The sequence below is a fragment of the Vibrio sp. OY15 genome (genome assembly GCF_000742455.1).
In the GTDB taxonomy this organism is placed as follows: Bacteria; Pseudomonadota; Gammaproteobacteria; order Enterobacterales; family Vibrionaceae; genus Vibrio; species Vibrio alginolyticus.
Map to the genome: position 1 here is coordinate 18185 of NZ_JPIL01000010.1, position 17498 is coordinate 35682.

The following is a 17498-nucleotide window of genomic DNA, read 5'->3' on the forward strand; positions in this document are numbered from 1 at the left end:
GCCGTACATTATAAAAGCCTAAGAAGGATGAGTGCATGAGTCAGGACAAGATCGATATCAAAGATGTGACTCCTAAAACCTATAATCCCAAAACCCACAAAGGAAACGGGGATCGGTTTAACCCAAGTAATCGCATCTATGTACGCGAAAGTAAAGGAACTTACCAGAAACTACGTCGTTACGGTGGTTGGTTCTTACTACTTCTCTTCGCTTTGATACCGTGGATTCCTTACGGTGAACGTCAAGCGATCTTGCTCGATATTGGCAACCAGCAGTTCAACTTTTTCGGTACCACCCTGTACCCACAAGATCTTACCCTACTCGCCTTGCTGTTTGTGATCGCGGCGTTTGGGTTGTTCTTTATTACCACCTTCTTAGGTCGGGTTTGGTGTGGCTATCTCTGCCCACAAACCGTCTGGACCTTCATGTATATCTGGTTTGAAGAGAAGCTCGAAGGTAGTGCCAATAAACGCCGTAAACAAGACTCCAATAAGCTGACGGCGAATTTAGCGATGCGTAAAACCGTCAAACATATAGCTTGGTTTGCCATTGCACTCGCCACTGGTTTTACTTTTGTTGGCTACTTCGTACCAATGAAGCAATTGGTTATCGACTTTTTCACCTTTAACGCCAACTTCTGGCCCGTCTTTTGGGTAATGTTCTTTGCCATTTGTACTTATGGTAATGCTGGTTGGATGCGTTCCATCATGTGTATTCACATGTGTCCTTACGCGCGCTTCCAGTCTGCCATGTTTGATAAAGACACCTTCATCGTTGGCTACGATGCAAAACGTGGGGAAAAACGTGGCCCACGTCCGCGCAAAGCCGATCCAAAGCAACTTGGTTTGGGTGATTGTATTGATTGTGACTTGTGTGTGCAGGTGTGCCCAACAGGTATCGATATTCGTGACGGCTTGCAGTATGAATGTATCAACTGTGGCGCCTGTATTGATGCGTGTGACAACACCATGGATCGCATGGGCTACGAGAAGGGCCTAATTAGTTACACCACCGAGCACCGCTTATCGGGTAAGAGTACCAAAGTCATGCGTCCGAAGCTGCTGGGCTATGGAGCTGTGCTACTGGTCATGGTCGGTCTTTTCTTTGCCCAAATTGCAGCGGTAGACCCAGCCGGTATGAGTGTTATTCGCGACCGTAACCAACTGTTCCGCGTTAATAGCTCGGGCGAAGTAGAAAACACCTACACCCTCAAGGTGATCAACAAAACTCAGCAAGTGCAAGAGTACTCGTTGGATGTTGAAGGGCTATCCGATGTAAGCTGGTATGGTAAGCAGACAATTCAGGTCCAGCCAGGTGAGGTATTGAACCTGCCAATGAGTCTTGGTGCCGATCCTGACAAGCTAAACTCTGCGATTACGACAATTCAGTTTATACTCACCGATAAGAGCAACGAATTCACCATTGAAGTGGAAAGCCGATTTATCAAGAAGCTATAACTTCGATGACTAATGGAAAAAGGCTCAGTAATGAGCCTTTTTGTTTATATGTCCCAAAGTATGTTTAACTTTGACGCCCTTACCCCAGACTTTATGTGGTACGCGTTAGAAAGCATCGGCGTTCGCGCAGAATCAGGCTTTCTTCCCCTCAATAGCTACGAAAACCGTGTTTATCAATTTACTGACGAAGAGCGTCGTCGTTATGTCGTCAAGTTTTACCGTCCTGAACGTTGGAGCAATGAACAGATCCAAGAGGAGCACAACTTTACTTTAGAGCTGATTGGCAATGAGATCCCCATCGCACCACCTGTGCGCATCAACGGTGAAACCCTGCATCACTATCAAGGCTATGCTTTTGCGCTGTTTGATAGCGTGGGTGGTCGCCAATACGAGGTTGACAATTTAGATCAGCTCGAAGGTGTAGGGCGTTTCCTTGGCCGAATCCATAAAGTCGGCAGCCGCCAAGCCTTCCAAGATCGCCCTACGATCGGCTTACAAGAATACCTGTATCAACCAAGAGAGATTCTGCAAAACGCCAATATGATTCCAATGCACTTGGAGAACAGCTTCTTCAATGACTTGGATATGCTGATCAAATCAATTGAAAGCCACTGGCAAGAAGGCTTCAATATCATTCGTTTGCATGGCGATTGCCACCCAGGCAATATTTTGTGGCGAGATGGCCCTATGTTTGTTGATTTGGATGACGCTCGTAACGGCCCTGCAGTACAAGACTTATGGATGCTATTGAACGGTGAACGCCAAGACAAACTGATGCAGTTGGATATTGTTTTAGAGGCTTACCAAGAGTTTTGCGACTTTAATCCTGCAGAATTGAAACTAATCGAGCCACTTCGCGGTCTACGAATGGTGCACTATATGGCATGGCTAGCAAAACGTTGGCATGACCCTGCATTTCCTCTCGCTTTTCCATGGTTTAATGAGCCAAAATACTGGGAAGGTCAGGTCCTTGCATTTAAAGAGCAGATCGCCGCTTTAGAAGAAGCACCGCTGTCTTTAATGCCTCAATGGTAAGTCAGGCCAAAAATTCAAAAATGGAGATATTTCGATGAAAAAACTGTTCGCACTGTTTTCTATGCTGATATTAAGCCTGTCGGCACATGCAGCGCAATTCAAAGAAGGTGAACATTACAAAGTATTGGATCTTGAGGCATCAAAAAAACCTCTTGTGACGGAGTTTTTCTCTTTCTACTGCCCGCACTGTAATAGCTTTGAACCAGTTATCCAGCAACTGAAAAAGCAGTTGCCAGAAGGTACTAAGCTATTAAAAAACCACGTTTCTTTCATGGGTGGCAACATGGGCCCATCAATGAGCAAAGCCTACGCGACCATGGTTGCACTAAAAGTGGAAGACAAAATGGTGCCAGTGATGTTTAACCGCATCCACAATCTAAAGAAAGCACCACGTAATGATGAAGAACTTCGTCAAATCTTCCTTGATGAAGGTGTAGATGCGAAAAAATTCGATTCTGCATTCAAAGGCTTCGCGGTTGATTCAATGGTTCGCCGTATGGACAAGCAATTTGAAAACAGCGGTCTAACCGGCGTTCCTGCGGTTATCGTTAACAACAAATACCTAGTTCAAGCACAAAGCATCAAAACGATGGATGAGTACTTCTCTCTGGTGAACTACTTGCTGACACTAAAATAAGCACATCGATATCAATCAAAAGGGGAACACGTCGCTCCCCTTTTGTTTATTTGTAAATCTCTTGTAGCAACCGATCTTTTTCTTGCCACACATCCCCCAACCATTGCTGAAATTGTCGCTTATAGGGCTTATCGTTGAAGTAATCACCAAGCACTCTTTCATCAACGGGTAACACATTTACACGCACAACCACCTTGCTCATGCGGCCCATCAATAAATCCTTGAACGGTTTATGCGTATTTTCTGGGTACGCCAACGTAACGTCGATAATGCTCTCGAACTGCTCCCCCATCGCCGCTAACGTGTACGCAATCCCGCCCGACTTTGGTTGCAGCAAATATTGATAGTTTGCTTTACTCTTACGCTGCTTTTCTTCGGTAAATCGGGTTCCTTCGACATAGTTAACCACTGTGGTTGGAGTGTGTTTGAATTTAGCGCACGAGCGACGTGTCGTCTCTAAATCTTTACCTCGCTTATGAGGGTTGCGGATCAGATACTCTCGCGAATAGCGACGCATAAATGGCATATCGAGCGCCCAACACGCCATCCCGATGAAAGGCACATACAGCAGTTGTTGCTTGAGGAAAAACTTCGGCATGGGAATACGGTCTTTAAACACGCAGCAAAGCACAACAATATCTGTCCAACTGAGATGGTTACTGATCAGCAGATACCACCCGTCTTTTTTAAGCGCTTCACCGCCCTGAACATCCCACTCAACACGGTTAGATACCGCCAGAATGCACGCATTAACGGTAGCCCATAACCACATCACCTTATTGGCACAAACGGTCGCTAGTGCTTTTAGCTTTACGCCAGGAAGCAATATTTTAAATACAGCGATAACACAAATTGCGAGTGAACAAACCGCAGAATTGAGAATCACAAAAGAAGCGTTAAAAAAAAATAACAAATATGCCAACATGATAGTCAAACAACAGTGATAATGTGTGAAGAATAAAACAGCGTGTAATTATACTGCGCCTTTGCCACATTGGAACATGCGTGGAAATGGTCAGATTTGTTACCGCAACCAATATGTGCACCATTCATTCGACAACAAGGAGATAACGAATGAAACCAAGGCTACTTCTCTTGCCTTTGGCCTTTGTCGTCAGTTCTGCTCAGGCTCAACTCGCTGAAACCGCGGGTTTTGGCGGTGAAATTTCGCTGAATGCCGGATTCATATCATCAGAATCCAATTTCAATACAGAAAATAGTAACACCATCGATTCTCTCGATAAGCGTGCCGATAGTGACAGTTCCGTTATCGCTGCACCGCTAGGGAGTGTGACATACACCTTTGGTAGCCGACTCAACCACCAAGTTTACGCCGGTACCACACGCTCAGATGTCGCCGTAGGTACACTCGCTTTTCAGTTGGGCTATCAACACGAGCTACAATCTGGCACCGTGATCGATGTTTCCTATCTGCCGACGGTACTCAAAGGCGAAACTTGGCGCAACCCTTATCAAGTAGGAACCGCACGTAAAGAGACGGATGTTGACGGCAATGCGTATCGCTTTCAGATCAAAGGGTTAATTGATAAGAACTTCAACCTTGATCTTGCTTATGCTGATAAAGACATCGAGCAGGAGGAAGTGACAGACCACTCACTTGCTCGCGATGCTAACCTTTACTATGTCAAAGGCGACTATCGCATTCCACTCAACCAAACGTCTATGTTGCAACCCGCTTTCACCTACATCAATCAAGATGCCGACGGTAAAGCGGAGTCATTTGATTCGTACGGATTGGACATTAGCTGGTTTAAATTTATCAACCGCCATCGATTGGCCCTTACCGCGGGTTATGCATGGAGAGACTATCAAGCCGCTAGCCAAACTTTTGCTAAAACACGAAATGACGACACCATTAGCCTATTTGCGGCCTACGAATATCAAAACGTATTTGACTGGCAAGACTGGTCGTTCATTTCTTTAGCCGGCTATAGCCAAACTGACTCGAATATCACGTTTTATGAGGAGAAAGAGTACCTATTGTCGCTTGGTCTCAACTACACCTTCTAACGTCCTTCATCGCAACAAGGCGCTCACAACACTTGTTGCGATGACATTTTGCATGTCTCTATACCGCTTGCGCCGTAAGCTGTTTCAGCAAACGGTCCATCGCTCGATACCCAAGTGCTTCAGCCAAGTGCGTTCGTTCAATTTGCTCCGCCCCATCCAGATCGGCGATTGTTCGCGCCACTTTGATAATACGATGATACGCACGAATCGAGAGTCCTAAACGATGCAAAGCGGTCTCAAGAAACTCAGCATCACTCTTATGCAAGGGACAAAACGCCTCAATTTCTCGACTACCTAGCAGTGCATTGACCTTACCACTGCGGTTTAGCATATTGTTACGCGCATGGCTCACACGCGCTTTTACGATAGCAGTCGGCTCACCGCGATCACCTCCTTCTGCTAATGTCCCTTTGGGCAAAGCTGGGATTTCTAAAGACATATCAAAGCGATCTAACAGTGGTCCAGATAATCGACCAAGGTAGCGCAAAATAGCTTGTGGATTGGTGCGCGCTTGATTGCCTTCGTAATATCCTGTCGGGCTTGGGTTCAATGCTCCAACTAATTGGAAACGAGCCGGAAAGCGTGTTTTACCTTGCGCTCGAGAGATAATGATCTCGCCAGATTCGAGCGGTTCGCGTAACGAGTCCAGAACTTTACGATCAAATTCGGGCATTTCATCGAGAAACAATAACCCGTTGTGGGCTAAAGAGATCTCCCCTGGTCTGGGTACCGAACCACCGCCGACTAATGCCGCCATTGAACTTGAATGATGCGGAGAACGAAACGGACGCGACTTCCAGTTATGCTCATTAATTTCACTCTGAGTCAACGATGCCACCGAAGCGGTTTCCATTGCTTCTTCGTCACTCATTTCCGGTAATAAGTCACACAAACGCGAAGCCAACATCGTTTTTCCAGTACCTGGCGGGCCAAGGAAAAGTAAGTTGTGGTTTCCAGCGGCAGCAATCTCCAGTGCTCGCTTACCTTGTTGTTGGCCAATAATATCTTGTAAGTCTCGACCATGTTTTTCGATCGTTTTTCGCTTAGGCGTTTGAAAAAGATTCAGTCGATGTTGACCACAAAGCTCGGCACATACTTCCAGTAATGATTGGGCCGATTTATGTTGTTCCTTCCCCACTAGCGCCGCCTGATCGCCATTCACATGTGGGACGACCAAATGACGTTGAATCTTACTGGCTTCCAGCGCAGCAGGCAGCACACCTTTTACAGGTCTCAGACCACCAGATAGTGCTAACTCACCAACAAATTCGTAGTTTTTGAGCTTATCTGTCGCGATTTGCTCCGAAGCGGCCAAAATCCCCAATGCAATAGGAAGATCAAAACGCCCTCCCTCCTTGGGTAGATCTGCCGGAGCCAAGTTCACGGTGATCCGCTTAGCAGGAAATTGAAAGTTAGAATTAATGATCGCACTGCGTACGCGATCTTTGGACTCTTTTACCGTTGTCTCTGGCAAGCCTACTAAGGTAAACCCTGGCATGCCGTTGCTGATATGAACTTCTACACTAACCGATGGCGCTTGCACCCCGACGCTTGCTCGACTATGAATGATTGCCAGCCCCATACGTTCCTCAATTTTTTTGAACACTCTGTAAACAAATGTTTTATCTAGTTGGTTATGTTATATACCGCGTCCCAATTGAGAGTTAATGTGAAAAAAGAATGACTTTTTGCTTGTCATGCAGCGGAATTGTGTGATACCACTAATGACGCAAACAATTTCGTAGAACATTACACAACATTTTTTAACGAAAAAAGAACGACAGACAGATGAACCTTTTCGCTCATATCAACGCACTGCTAGCCCTGATTATCGTGGTCATTATTGGCACCGCGCGGGGTATTGTGGGCGAAAGGTAACCACAAATTACAAAAAACCCCCGCACTGAAAAGTCCGGGGGTTTTTTTACAACTACAAGTTGTCATCTGTCTAACCCTCGGACAGTTTAACGGGAAGAATGGGAGTGCACATGAAGTGCAATAAATATGGCAATCGCTACGAGCCACAACGTAGCAAAGGAGGTTTACGATGACTGGTGCACAACTTGTCGTAGCCGCTTTAAGACAGCAAGGCATCGAAACCGTTTTTGGCTACCCCGGCGGGGCCATCATGCCAATCTATGATGCTTTGTATGACGGTGGGGTGGAACACATCCTATGCCGTCACGAGCAAGGGGCCGCTATGGCTGCTATCGGGATGGCTCGTTCCACTCAAGACGTTGCTGTGTGCATGGCAACTTCCGGCCCAGGAGCCACTAACCTTGTTACCGGCCTTGCCGACGCTTTCCTTGACTCCGTACCTCTAGTTGCCATCACAGGCCAGGTAGCTAGCTCTCATATCGGTACCGATGCATTCCAAGAAATGGATGTGATCGGAATGTCCCTAGCCTGTACTAAGCACAGCTATCTCGTGACCGAAATTGAAGATCTAGCTCCGACACTTGCCGAAGCCTTTGAGGTCGCAAAAACCGGTCGTCCGGGTCCTGTCATTGTCGATATCGCCAAAGACGTTCAACTCGCTCAAGCACCTACAGACCTTCTTCCTCCATACATAGCGCCAGCAATCGAAGATGTCAGCGCTGAAGATATCAAACGTGCGCAAGATGTGCTGGCAGCATCTACTCGCCCAGTGTTGTATGTTGGTGGTGGCGTGCAACTTGCGAAAGCAACCGATGCAGTACGCGAATTTCTTCGCTTAAACCCAATGCCTGCAGTTAGCACATTAAAAGGCCTCGGTACCATTGAACGCCATGATCCTCACTATCTTGGTATGTTGGGTATGCATGGCACCAAAGCCGCCAACCTAGTGGTTCAAGAAGCCGATCTATTGATCGTGGTTGGCGCGCGTTTTGATGACCGTGTGACGGGTAAGCTCGATACGTTTGCACCAAATGCGAAAGTGATTCACATCGACATTGATGCTGCGGAGATTCATAAACTGCGCCACGCCAACGCACCATTACGTGGCGACATCAACACCATTCTTCCTCAGCTAGAGCTGACTCAAGATATCTCACCGTGGGTTCATCACAGTGAAAGTCTGCGCAGCGGCTTTAAGTGGCGTTACGACCACCCAGGCGAGTTAATCTACGCACCGCTATTGCTTAAACAACTGTCTGACATGATGCCAGATAGCTCAATTGTCTCGACTGACGTCGGTCAGCATCAGATGTGGGCAGCGCAACATATCCAGCCACGCGAACCACAAAATTTTATCACTTCTGCTGGCCTTGGCACCATGGGCTTTGGCTTGCCAGCAGCGATGGGCGCTGCAGTCGCACGTCCTGATGATCAGTCTATCCTTATTACAGGTGACGGTTCATTTATGATGAACGTTCAGGAATTGGGCACGCTGAAGCGTCGGCAGATTCCAGTGAAGATTGTCCTTCTTAATAACCAACGTCTTGGCATGGTTCGCCAATGGCAGTCATTGTTCTTTGACGGTCGCCACAGTGAAACCATTCTTGATGACAACCCAGATTTCGTGATGTTAGCAAAAGCGTTCGATATCCCGGGCAAAACCATCACCAAGAAAGAAGAAGTCGAACCTGCTCTCAAAGAGATGCTAGCGAGTGAAACTTCTTACATGCTTCACGTTTTGATTGATGAAGAAGAAAACGTGTGGCCATTGGTGCCACCTGGCGCATCAAACAGTGATATGTTGGAAAATACATAGGAGACAATCGCATGGACAGATATTTACTCGACATCAAAGCCGATGACAAACCGGTACTGTTGGAGCGCGTTCTACGTGTGATTCGTCACCGAGGCTTCGTGATCAAACAAGTCGCTGCTACGCAAAACCACGAAAGCAAAGTAGCCAGCGTCGAGATCATCGTCGACAGCGATCGACCAATCTCGTTTTTGATCAATCAAATAGAGAAGTTGTGGGACGTTCGTAAGGTTGAGGTGCTAAAAATCCGCAACGATGAACTGCCAAATCACAACTTACAACAACACGTAAGTGCATAAGGAAGGCAACAAATGGCAACGAAAACTGCAGATTTCATTTGGTTTAATGGTGAGATGGTTCCATGGGCAGAGGCGAACGTTCACGTTCTGACTCACGCAATGCACTATGGCACATCCGTGTTTGAAGGCGTGCGCTGTTACAACACACCAAAAGGCCCAATTGTCTTCCGTCACCGTGAGCATGCACAACGTCTAAAAGATTCTGCCAAGATTTACCGCTTTCCGATTCCATACACAGTAGAAGAAATCATGGAAGCGACCCGCGAAACACTGCGCCAAAACAAACTCGACAGCGCTTACATTCGTCCATTGGGTTTTGTCGGTAATGTTGGCTTAGGCGTATGTCCACCAGTTGGCACTGAGATGGATCTAATCATTGCAGCATTTCCTTGGGGCTCTTACTTAGGCGAAGAAGCGCTAGAAAAAGGTGTCGACGCGATGATTTCAAGCTGGAACCGCGCTGCGCCAAACACCATCCCAACTGCGGCTAAAGCAGGCGGTAACTACCTATCTTCACTACTGGTTGGTGGTGAAGCCCGTCGTCACGGTTACGACGAAGGTATTGCGCTAAGCGTAGATGGTTACCTATCGGAAGGGGCTGGTGAAAACATCTTCGTTATCAAAGATGGCGTAATCACCACACCACCAGCAACTAGCGCGATTCTACCGGGCATCACTCGTGACTCGATCATGACAATTGCACGCGATAAAGGCTACGAAGTACGTGAAGCGAACATTGCTCGTGAAGCCCTTTACCTTGCCGATGAAGTCTTCATGACAGGTACTGCGGCTGAGATTGTACCAGTGGCAACCATCGACAAGATTGAAGTGGGCACTGGTAAGCGCGGCCCTATCACTAAAGAACTACAAGCAGCCTACTTTGGCCTATTTGACGGCACCACGGAAGATAAGTGGGGCTGGTTAGACTATGTGTACCCAGAACAGAAGTAAGAAGGATTAGGAAATGCCAAAATATAGATCAGCTACCACCACACATGGTCGTAACATGGCGGGTGCACGAGCACTGTGGCGTGCAACGGGTGTGAAAGAAGAAGACTTCGGTAAACCAATCATCGCCGTTGTAAACTCGTTTACTCAATTTGTTCCGGGTCACGTACACCTGAAAGACATGGGTCAGCTTGTAGCACGCGAAATCGAAAAAGCTGGCGGTATTGCGAAAGAATTCAACACCATCGCGGTTGATGATGGCATCGCAATGGGTCACGGCGGCATGCTGTACTCACTGCCTTCACGCGAACTGATCGCAGACTCAGTAGAATACATGGTCAACGCGCACTGTGCCGATGCCATGGTATGTATCTCTAACTGTGACAAAATCACTCCAGGAATGTTGATGGCATCTATGCGTCTTAACATCCCGGTTATCTTTGTTTCTGGTGGTCCAATGGAAGCGGGTAAAACCAAGCTTTCTGATCAGATCATCAAACTAGACCTTGTAGATGCGATGATCCAAGGCGCAGATCCAAAAGTGTCTGATGAGCAAAGCGAGCAGATCGAACGCAGCGCATGTCCAACGTGTGGATCGTGTTCAGGCATGTTCACTGCAAACTCAATGAACTGTCTAACTGAAGCACTGGGTCTTTCTCAACCAGGTAACGGTTCTATGCTGGCAACGCACGCAGACCGTGAACAGCTGTTCCTTAATGCAGGTCGTCGCATCGTTGAACTGACTCGTCGTTACTACGAGCAAGATGACGAATCAGCACTGCCACGCAACATCGCTACGTTTGATGCGTTCGAAAATGCGATGGCACTGGATATTGCAATGGGTGGCTCAACCAACACCATTTTGCACCTGTTGGCTGCAGCGCAAGAAGGTGAAGTGGATTTCGATATGGAAGATATCGATCGCCTATCACGCCAAGTACCACACCTATGTAAAGTGGCACCATCTACCCAGAAATATCACATGGAAGACGTACACCGCGCTGGTGGCGTCATGGCAATTCTTGGTGAGTTAGATCGTGCAGGTCTTCTACACAATGATGCGCGCACCGTGCTTGGCCTTTCGATGAAAGAGCAGCTGGCGAAATACGACATCATCCAAACTGAAGACGAAGAAGTACTTAAGTTCTACCGCGCAGGTCCCGCGGGTATTCGTACTACTCAAGCGTTCTCACAAGATTGCCGCTGGGATCGCCTTGATGACGACCGTGCGGAAGGTTGTATTCGTACTATCGATCATGCCTTTAGCCAAGAAGGTGGCCTAGCCGTTCTATCAGGCAACATCGCATTAGATGGTTGTATCGTTAAGACTGCTGGTGTGGATGAGAGCATTCATAAATTCACTGGCCCAGCCGTAGTTTTCGAAAGCCAAGAAGACGCCGTAGAAGGCATCTTAGGCGGCAAAGTAAAAGCAGGCGACGTGGTTGTTATCCGTTACGAAGGCCCTAAAGGTGGTCCGGGCATGCAAGAAATGCTTTACCCAACCACTTATCTAAAATCGATGGGCCTTGGCAAAGAGTGTGCACTTCTGACTGACGGCCGTTTCTCTGGCGGCACATCAGGTCTTTCTATCGGCCACGCCTCTCCTGAAGCAGCAAACGGCGGTGCAATTGGTCTGGTAAAAGAAGGTGATATGATCGCAATTGATATTCCAAACCGTTCAATTTCACTCCAAGTGTCTGAACAAGAACTTGCTGAGCGCCGTGCAAAACAAGACGAACTAGGCTGGAAACCAGTTGACCGCCAACGTGAAGTTTCATTTGCACTCAAAGCGTACGCGAGTATGGCAACCAGTGCTGACAAGGGTGCAGTACGAGACAAGTCGAAGCTAGAGGGCTAGCAATGATGGAAGCTCAACCCGAAAAACAAGTGAACCAAACTGGCGCAGATTATCTGCGCCAAATCCTTCGCGCACCTGTTTATGAAGTAGCAACAGTGACGCCACTGCAAGAAATGCCTCGTTTATCTGCACGTATCGGGAATAACGTGCAGATCAAGCGTGAAGATCGCCAACCCGTACACTCGTTCAAATTGCGCGGTGCATACAACATGGTGGCGAGTTTATCTGAAGCGCAGAAAGCCGCTGGTGTCATTGCAGCATCGGCAGGTAACCACGCTCAAGGCATGGCGCTCTCTGGTACTAAGCTAGGCATCAAAACCACCATCGTGATGCCTAAAACCACACCAGACATCAAAGTCGATGCGGTACGTGGCTTCGGTGGCAATGTAGTGCTGCACGGCAGCAACTTTGATGAGGCAAAAGCGGAAGCGGAACGCCTTTCTGATCTGCATGGGTACACATTTGTCCCTCCTTTCGATCACCCACTGGTGATTGCAGGTCAAGGCACCATCGGCATGGAAATGCTGCAGCAAAATGGTCACCTTGATTACATCTTCGTCCCTGTCGGTGGTGGCGGTTTGGCTGCCGGTGTTGCGGTACTCGTGAAGCAGCTCATGCCAGAAATCAAAGTGATTGCGGTCGAGCCAGAAGATTCTTCATGCCTCAAAGCGGCATTGGATGCAGGTGAACCAGTAGTATTAGACCAGGTCAGCATGTTTGCCGATGGCGTTGCAGTAAAACGCATTGGTGAAGAGACGTTTCGTCTATGCCAAAAGTACATTGATGGCCATATTGCAGTCTCTAGCGATGAAATCTGCGCAGCAGTAAAAGACATCTTTGAAGACACTCGCGCCATTGCTGAGCCTTCGGGGGCGCTTGCTCTGGCGGGGCTGAAGAAGTTTGCTGAACAGAACAAGCTGAAAGACAAAAGCCTAGGTACGGTATTGTCTGGCGCAAACACCAACTTCCACGGTCTGCGTTATGTTTCTGAACGCTGCGAGCTTGGTGAAAAACGTGAAGGTCTGCTTGCCGTCACCATCCCTGAGCGTCAAGGTGCTTTCTTTGAGTTCTGTAACCTCATTGGCGGCCGTGCCGTGACAGAGTTTAACTACCGCTACAACGATGACGCATTAGCAAATATCTTTGTCGGTGTGCGTTTGCAAGGCGGTCAGGAAGAGCTAGAACATATCATTCACGACTTACGTGATGGTGGCTACCCAGTGGTTGACCTGTCTGATGATGAAATGGCGAAGCTGCACGTGCGCTACATGATTGGTGGTAAGCCGTCTAAGCCGCTTAAAGAGCGCCTCTACAGCTTTGAATTCCCAGAGTACCCTGGGGCGCTACTTAAGTTCTTAAGCACACTCGGCACACACTGGAATATCAGTTTGTTCAACTACCGTAACCACGGCGCTGACTACGGACGTGTTTTATGTGGTTTCGAGTTAGATGAAAGCGATTTAGCTCAGTTTTCTGCACATTTACGTGAACTTGGCTATCAATGCAAAGACGAGACAGACAACCCATCGTATAAGTTTTTCTTGTCATAAAACGCCACATTTTAAACATATCAATGAAAACACCTCGCTAATGCGAGGTGTTTTTTATGACTGTAACCAATCTTTATGTAGCTGATTAGGCGACCCAAGATAGTCCACCATCCACTGGATCAATTTATGATTATCATCTTTGCGCCATACTAAGCAGCAGTGACTGCGCGGTTTATCATCCGGCATGACCTTCTCCACCAGCACACCATCATTGATTAAGGGTGTTGCAATATGACGTGGCATGTAACCCACGCCCACCCCATTTTTTAAACATTCAATCGCACTATACCAATTGGGCAATAATAATCGGCGCTGCTGCGGATAATGGCCAGTATGGCGTTTTGGCAGCACGTTCGAAGTATCATCAAGACAGATCGCCGGAAATTGACTCACAAACTCTTCAGTCAGCACTTGTTGTCGAACGCAAGGATGAGCGGGTGACATTACAAATGCCCAATCTAATACGCCCATATCTTTGACTTCAAAATCTCCCCCAACGGGAACCGCAGATGTCGCGCCAACGACAATGTCGGCTCGACCTTGTGCTATGGCTTCCCAAGAACCATTGAAGACCTCCATATTTATCTGCAATTCAGCAAATTCAAACTCGCGATAAAAATCTTCCACCAAAGGTTTGAGTTTTTCTAACTTCACCACGTTATCTAAGGTCAGCTTTAACGTGCTTTTCCATCCTTGAGCCGCTCGCCGCGTTTGTGCTTTCACCTCTTCCATTTGACGCAGCAAAGAGCGCGCCTCGGCCATAAAAAGTTCACCCGCTGGAGTTAGCTCGACTTTCCTTGGTAAACGTCGAAACAGCACCACATCTAAATCTTGCTCGACCTGCCTTACTCCATAGCTGATGGCTGAGGGGACTTTATGCAATACCTCAGCCGCAGCGGTGAAACTGCCTAAACGGGCAACCGTATCCAGCATTTCCAAAGACGCTTTAGAGAACATGATTTAACCTTTCAAAAAATTTGATTGATAACCAACAATTTTAGCGTTTTATTTTCTCAAAATCGAAAAATAGAATAATAAGGTAAATAAATCAGGGTTGGCGCCAACTGATGTTGATTAAAAAATGATTAAATAATTTGACTGGTTGAATCATGAAAATCTCAAAACTACAGCTCATTTATCTGGCAGCATTATCGATGCTTGGCTTCGTTGCTACCGATATGTATCTGCCAGCATTCAAAGCGATGGAAATCGACTTTGCAACAGGCCCTGAGCAAATTGCGCTCTCTTTAACGGTATTCCTCGTTGGTATGGCGATTGGCCAGCTAATGTGGGGATTGGCATCCGATAAATTTGGCCATCGTAATACACTCGCAGCCGGGTTGGTGCTATTTACTATCGCGTCATTCGGTTTGGCTTTCTGTGATCAAGTATGGCAACTACTCACACTGCGCTTTATCCAAGCTATCGGTGTGTGTGCACCAGCCGTGATCTGGCAGGCTATGGTCATTAAACGCTACTCAAGCAGTAGCCAACAAATTTTTGCGACAATCATGCCACTCGTCGCGCTATCACCAGCACTAGCACCTCAATTAGGGGTTGTGTTGGCAGATAACTTCGGCTGGCACAGTATCTTTATTACGCTAACACTGGTTGGTGTCTTTTTGGTCTTTGCGACCATGGCACAAAAAGACGAGAAAGCAGAAATCAAACAAACCAGTATGTCTTCCGACATCAAAGCGCTACTGAGTTCTAAAAAATACCTTGGCAACGTGTTTATGTTTGCGACGGCTTCAGCTGCGTTCTTTGCTTACCTAACTGGGATGCCAGAAATCATGGCGCAACTGGGCTACGAAGCAAAAGATATTGGTTTGAGCTTTATCCCACAAACTATCGCGTTTATGGCTGGTGGCTACTTAGGTAAAGTCGGCGTTCGAAAATTTGGTGATGAAAAGGTTCTGCGCCAACTGATTGGCCTATTTAGTGTCGCGGCATTAATGATTTTCATTGCTTCACAGTGGGAGCTGTCATCGATTTGGCCTATTCTTGCGCCATTCTGTTTGATTGCCGTTGCTAACGGCGCGCTGTACCCAATCGTGGTAAACCGTGCTCTGGCCAGCGCACAACAGAGCCCTGCAACAGCAGCAGGTCTGCAAAACAGCCTGCAAATCTGTGTAAGTAGCTTCTCAAGTGCATTGGTAGCCGCAATGGCAAGCCAAGCTCAGATGGTTACTGGCATCGCAATCATCATCTGTATGGGTGGGCTGTGGATGGGATACATTCTGTCGAATCGCGAATTATCCAAGCACTTTACGACTCCTGACAACGCCCGAGTCGTGAGTGAAGACGAACTTTAATCGTTCAGATAATAAAAAGAGCCGCGCAATGCGGCTCTTTCTGTTTATAAGCTTTTCAACCCCCACTTCTTGGCAGTCTGCTTAAAAAAGCCTTGAGTCTTTTTCAACTCTACCCAGTGATTGATGTAATTAATCCATACTTGATCGTCTTGCGGCAACAACATAGCAATTGGGGTTGGTTTACGCGGTGCGGTCACTGGCACTATCGCCAACTGTTTAAACTTGTCCACTAACGTCGCTGCTTCCACATTGGACGTCACCGATACATCGGCCCTGCGAGCTAGTAGTTCTTGGAAGTCGCGCGCTGGCGCTTCAATAACAATATGTTGAGCAGACGGGAAGAATTCTTTCACCATTTTTTCTTGTACCGTACCTAACGTCGCCGCGACTTTTACTTCTGGTTTATTAAAATCCGCCCAATCAGAGAATTTGGCGAGATCTTTCTTTTGCACCACAGGTACAAAGGCAAGGTAGAAATACGGCTGGCTGTATCCAGCTACTTTCGCGCGCGACATGTTCAGAGATGCGCTGCCAGTAATATCGTATTTGTTGGCGGTAATGCCATTAACTAGCGTCTTCCAATCCGTGGGCACATACTCCACTTTTACACCAAGATCTTTAGCAAGCTCTGTTGTTACATCAATATCGAAGCCACGATAACTGTTTGTCGCAGGGTCTTTCATCGTCATCGGATTCCAATCTCCCGTCGTTCCAACTCGGAGTACGCCATTGTCTAAAATGGATTGAAGACGGCTTTCAGCGTGAGCGACTTGAGTCGCAGCAAGCAAACACATTCCTAGCACTAGTAAAATCTTTCTCATTTTTATTCCCTTAAAAATAATGACCTTATACGGTTTAATAATTAACCTTTATTAGAGCTCTACTGATAACATAGCAGCAACAAAGGAAGTTTTTTAGTTAATTCAGGGAGTAAATGTGACGTTTCGAACTCTATGGCTGTTTTCACTGCTATTACTCACTGGTTGTTCAGATTATCAATGGGGCTGGTATGTACTTGACCCTTCGACGGATCAAGGGCTCACCAATCTAAAGTTTTTAATCGCTGGGTTTAACGACACCATTCAGGTATCACTCCTCAGTATGTTATTTGCGATGAGCTTGGGTCTGATCGTTGCGTTACCCGCTCTGTCGGACTCAGCCTCTCTGAAGTGGATAAACCGTATTTATGTCGAGGTGATCCGTTCAGTGCCAGTTTTAGTCTTACTACTTTGGGTGTATTACGGCATGCCTACACTATTGGATGTCTCACTCAATCACTTTTGGGCGGGTGTTATTGCACTGACTATCGCTGAGAGTGCGTTTATGGCGGAAGTGTTTCGCGGTGGGATACAAGCTATCAGCCGTGGCCAACATGAAGCGGCTGAATCTTTGGGCTTAAGCTATTGGCAAAAGATGCGCTTGGTAATTCTTCCCCAAGCATTTCGACAAATCCTCCCACCACTGGGCAATCAATTCGTCTACATCCTCAAGATGAGTTCTTTAGTCAGTGTGATTGGTTTAAGCGATCTCACTCGCCGTGCTAATGAGCTGGTGGTGAATGAGTACTTACCCCTAGAAATTTATACCTTCCTCGTTTTGGAGTACTTGTTGCTCATCCTATTTGTATCTCAAGCCGTTCGTTGGCTCGAAAAACGTATTGCCATTCCTAGCTACTAG

15 protein-coding genes are annotated in these 17498 nt (G+C 47.1%); 11 read left to right on the plus strand and 4 right to left on the minus strand.

Annotation, left to right across the window (positions count from 1 at the left end):
- Positions 1–35: 35 nt before the first annotated feature.
- The 3 genes from ccoG to IJ23_RS13825 are packed head-to-tail and all read left to right on the plus strand — an operon-like array spanning position 36 to position 3129.
- Positions 36–1457, plus strand: a complete 1422-nt coding sequence (gene ccoG, locus IJ23_RS13815; RefSeq protein ID WP_033906581.1) for a cytochrome c oxidase accessory protein CcoG — start codon at positions 36–38, stop codon at positions 1455–1457.
- 48 nt (positions 1458–1505) lie between these two features.
- Positions 1506–2492, plus strand: a complete 987-nt coding sequence (locus tag IJ23_RS13820; protein ID WP_033906597.1) for a serine/threonine protein kinase — start codon at positions 1506–1508, stop codon at positions 2490–2492.
- 34 nt (positions 2493–2526) lie between these two features.
- On the plus strand, positions 2527–3129 hold the full coding sequence (locus IJ23_RS13825; protein WP_033906582.1) for a thiol:disulfide interchange protein DsbA/DsbL: 603 nt from the start codon (positions 2527–2529) through the stop codon (positions 3127–3129).
- Positions 3130–3175: 46 nt separating this feature from the next.
- Here the strand turns inward: IJ23_RS13825 and IJ23_RS13830 are convergent, their stop codons facing one another.
- Positions 3176–4054 (minus strand): acyltransferase, encoded by an 879-nt coding sequence (locus tag IJ23_RS13830; RefSeq protein ID WP_033906583.1) that lies wholly within the window; start codon positions 4052–4054, stop codon positions 3176–3178.
- Between the two features lie 149 nt (positions 4055–4203).
- Between IJ23_RS13830 and IJ23_RS13835 the strand changes: the two genes are divergently transcribed.
- Complete coding sequence (locus IJ23_RS13835) at positions 4204–5160, plus strand: DUF2860 domain-containing protein (protein WP_033906584.1); 957 nt, start codon at positions 4204–4206, stop codon at positions 5158–5160.
- 58 nt (positions 5161–5218) lie between these two features.
- On the opposite strand, the gene IJ23_RS13840 is transcribed toward IJ23_RS13835, so the two are convergent.
- Positions 5219–6742: a YifB family Mg chelatase-like AAA ATPase gene (locus IJ23_RS13840; RefSeq protein ID WP_005383862.1), complete on the minus strand. Its 1524-nt coding sequence runs from the start codon at positions 6740–6742 to the stop codon at positions 5219–5221.
- A gap of 465 nt (positions 6743–7207) precedes the next feature.
- Here IJ23_RS13840 and ilvG point away from each other — a divergent pair, with 465 nt between their 5' ends.
- Genes ilvG through ilvA form a run of 5 tightly spaced genes read left to right on the plus strand, consistent with a single transcriptional unit; the run spans position 7208 to position 13506 of the window.
- Positions 7208–8854 carry an acetolactate synthase 2 catalytic subunit gene (ilvG, locus tag IJ23_RS13845; protein ID WP_005378960.1) on the plus strand — a complete coding sequence of 549 codons (1647 nt, stop codon included), beginning with the start codon at positions 7208–7210 and terminating at the stop codon, positions 8852–8854.
- An 11-nt stretch (positions 8855–8865) separates the two neighbouring features.
- Positions 8866–9150, plus strand: a complete 285-nt coding sequence (ilvM, locus tag IJ23_RS13850) for an acetolactate synthase 2 small subunit (protein WP_005378958.1) — start codon at positions 8866–8868, stop codon at positions 9148–9150.
- Between the two features lie 12 nt (positions 9151–9162).
- Positions 9163–10101 carry a branched-chain-amino-acid transaminase gene (gene ilvE / locus IJ23_RS13855; RefSeq protein ID WP_033906585.1) on the plus strand — a complete coding sequence of 313 codons (939 nt, stop codon included), beginning with the start codon at positions 9163–9165 and terminating at the stop codon, positions 10099–10101.
- A 13-nt stretch (positions 10102–10114) separates the two neighbouring features.
- Positions 10115–11956, plus strand: a complete 1842-nt coding sequence (gene ilvD / locus IJ23_RS13860; RefSeq protein WP_005383859.1) for a dihydroxy-acid dehydratase — start codon at positions 10115–10117, stop codon at positions 11954–11956.
- A gap of 2 nt (positions 11957–11958) precedes the next feature.
- A complete protein-coding gene (ilvA, locus tag IJ23_RS13865; protein WP_033906586.1) occupies positions 11959–13506 on the plus strand; it encodes a threonine ammonia-lyase, biosynthetic in 1548 nt (515 codons plus the stop codon).
- Between the two features lie 54 nt (positions 13507–13560).
- On the opposite strand, the gene punR is transcribed toward ilvA, so the two are convergent.
- On the minus strand, positions 13561–14463 hold the full coding sequence (gene punR / locus IJ23_RS13870; protein ID WP_033906587.1) for a DNA-binding transcriptional activator PunR: 903 nt from the start codon (positions 14461–14463) through the stop codon (positions 13561–13563).
- A 152-nt stretch (positions 14464–14615) separates the two neighbouring features.
- Between punR and punC the strand changes: the two genes are divergently transcribed.
- Complete coding sequence (gene punC, locus IJ23_RS13875; RefSeq protein WP_033906588.1) at positions 14616–15821, plus strand: purine nucleoside transporter PunC; 1206 nt, start codon at positions 14616–14618, stop codon at positions 15819–15821.
- 44 nt (positions 15822–15865) lie between these two features.
- On the opposite strand, the gene IJ23_RS13880 is transcribed toward punC, so the two are convergent.
- Positions 15866–16642 carry a transporter substrate-binding domain-containing protein gene (locus tag IJ23_RS13880; protein WP_005378944.1) on the minus strand — a complete coding sequence of 259 codons (777 nt, stop codon included), beginning with the start codon at positions 16640–16642 and terminating at the stop codon, positions 15866–15868.
- 115 nt (positions 16643–16757) lie between these two features.
- Between IJ23_RS13880 and IJ23_RS13885 the strand changes: the two genes are divergently transcribed.
- On the plus strand, positions 16758–17498 hold the full coding sequence (locus tag IJ23_RS13885; RefSeq protein ID WP_005383852.1) for an amino acid ABC transporter permease: 741 nt from the start codon (positions 16758–16760) through the stop codon (positions 17496–17498).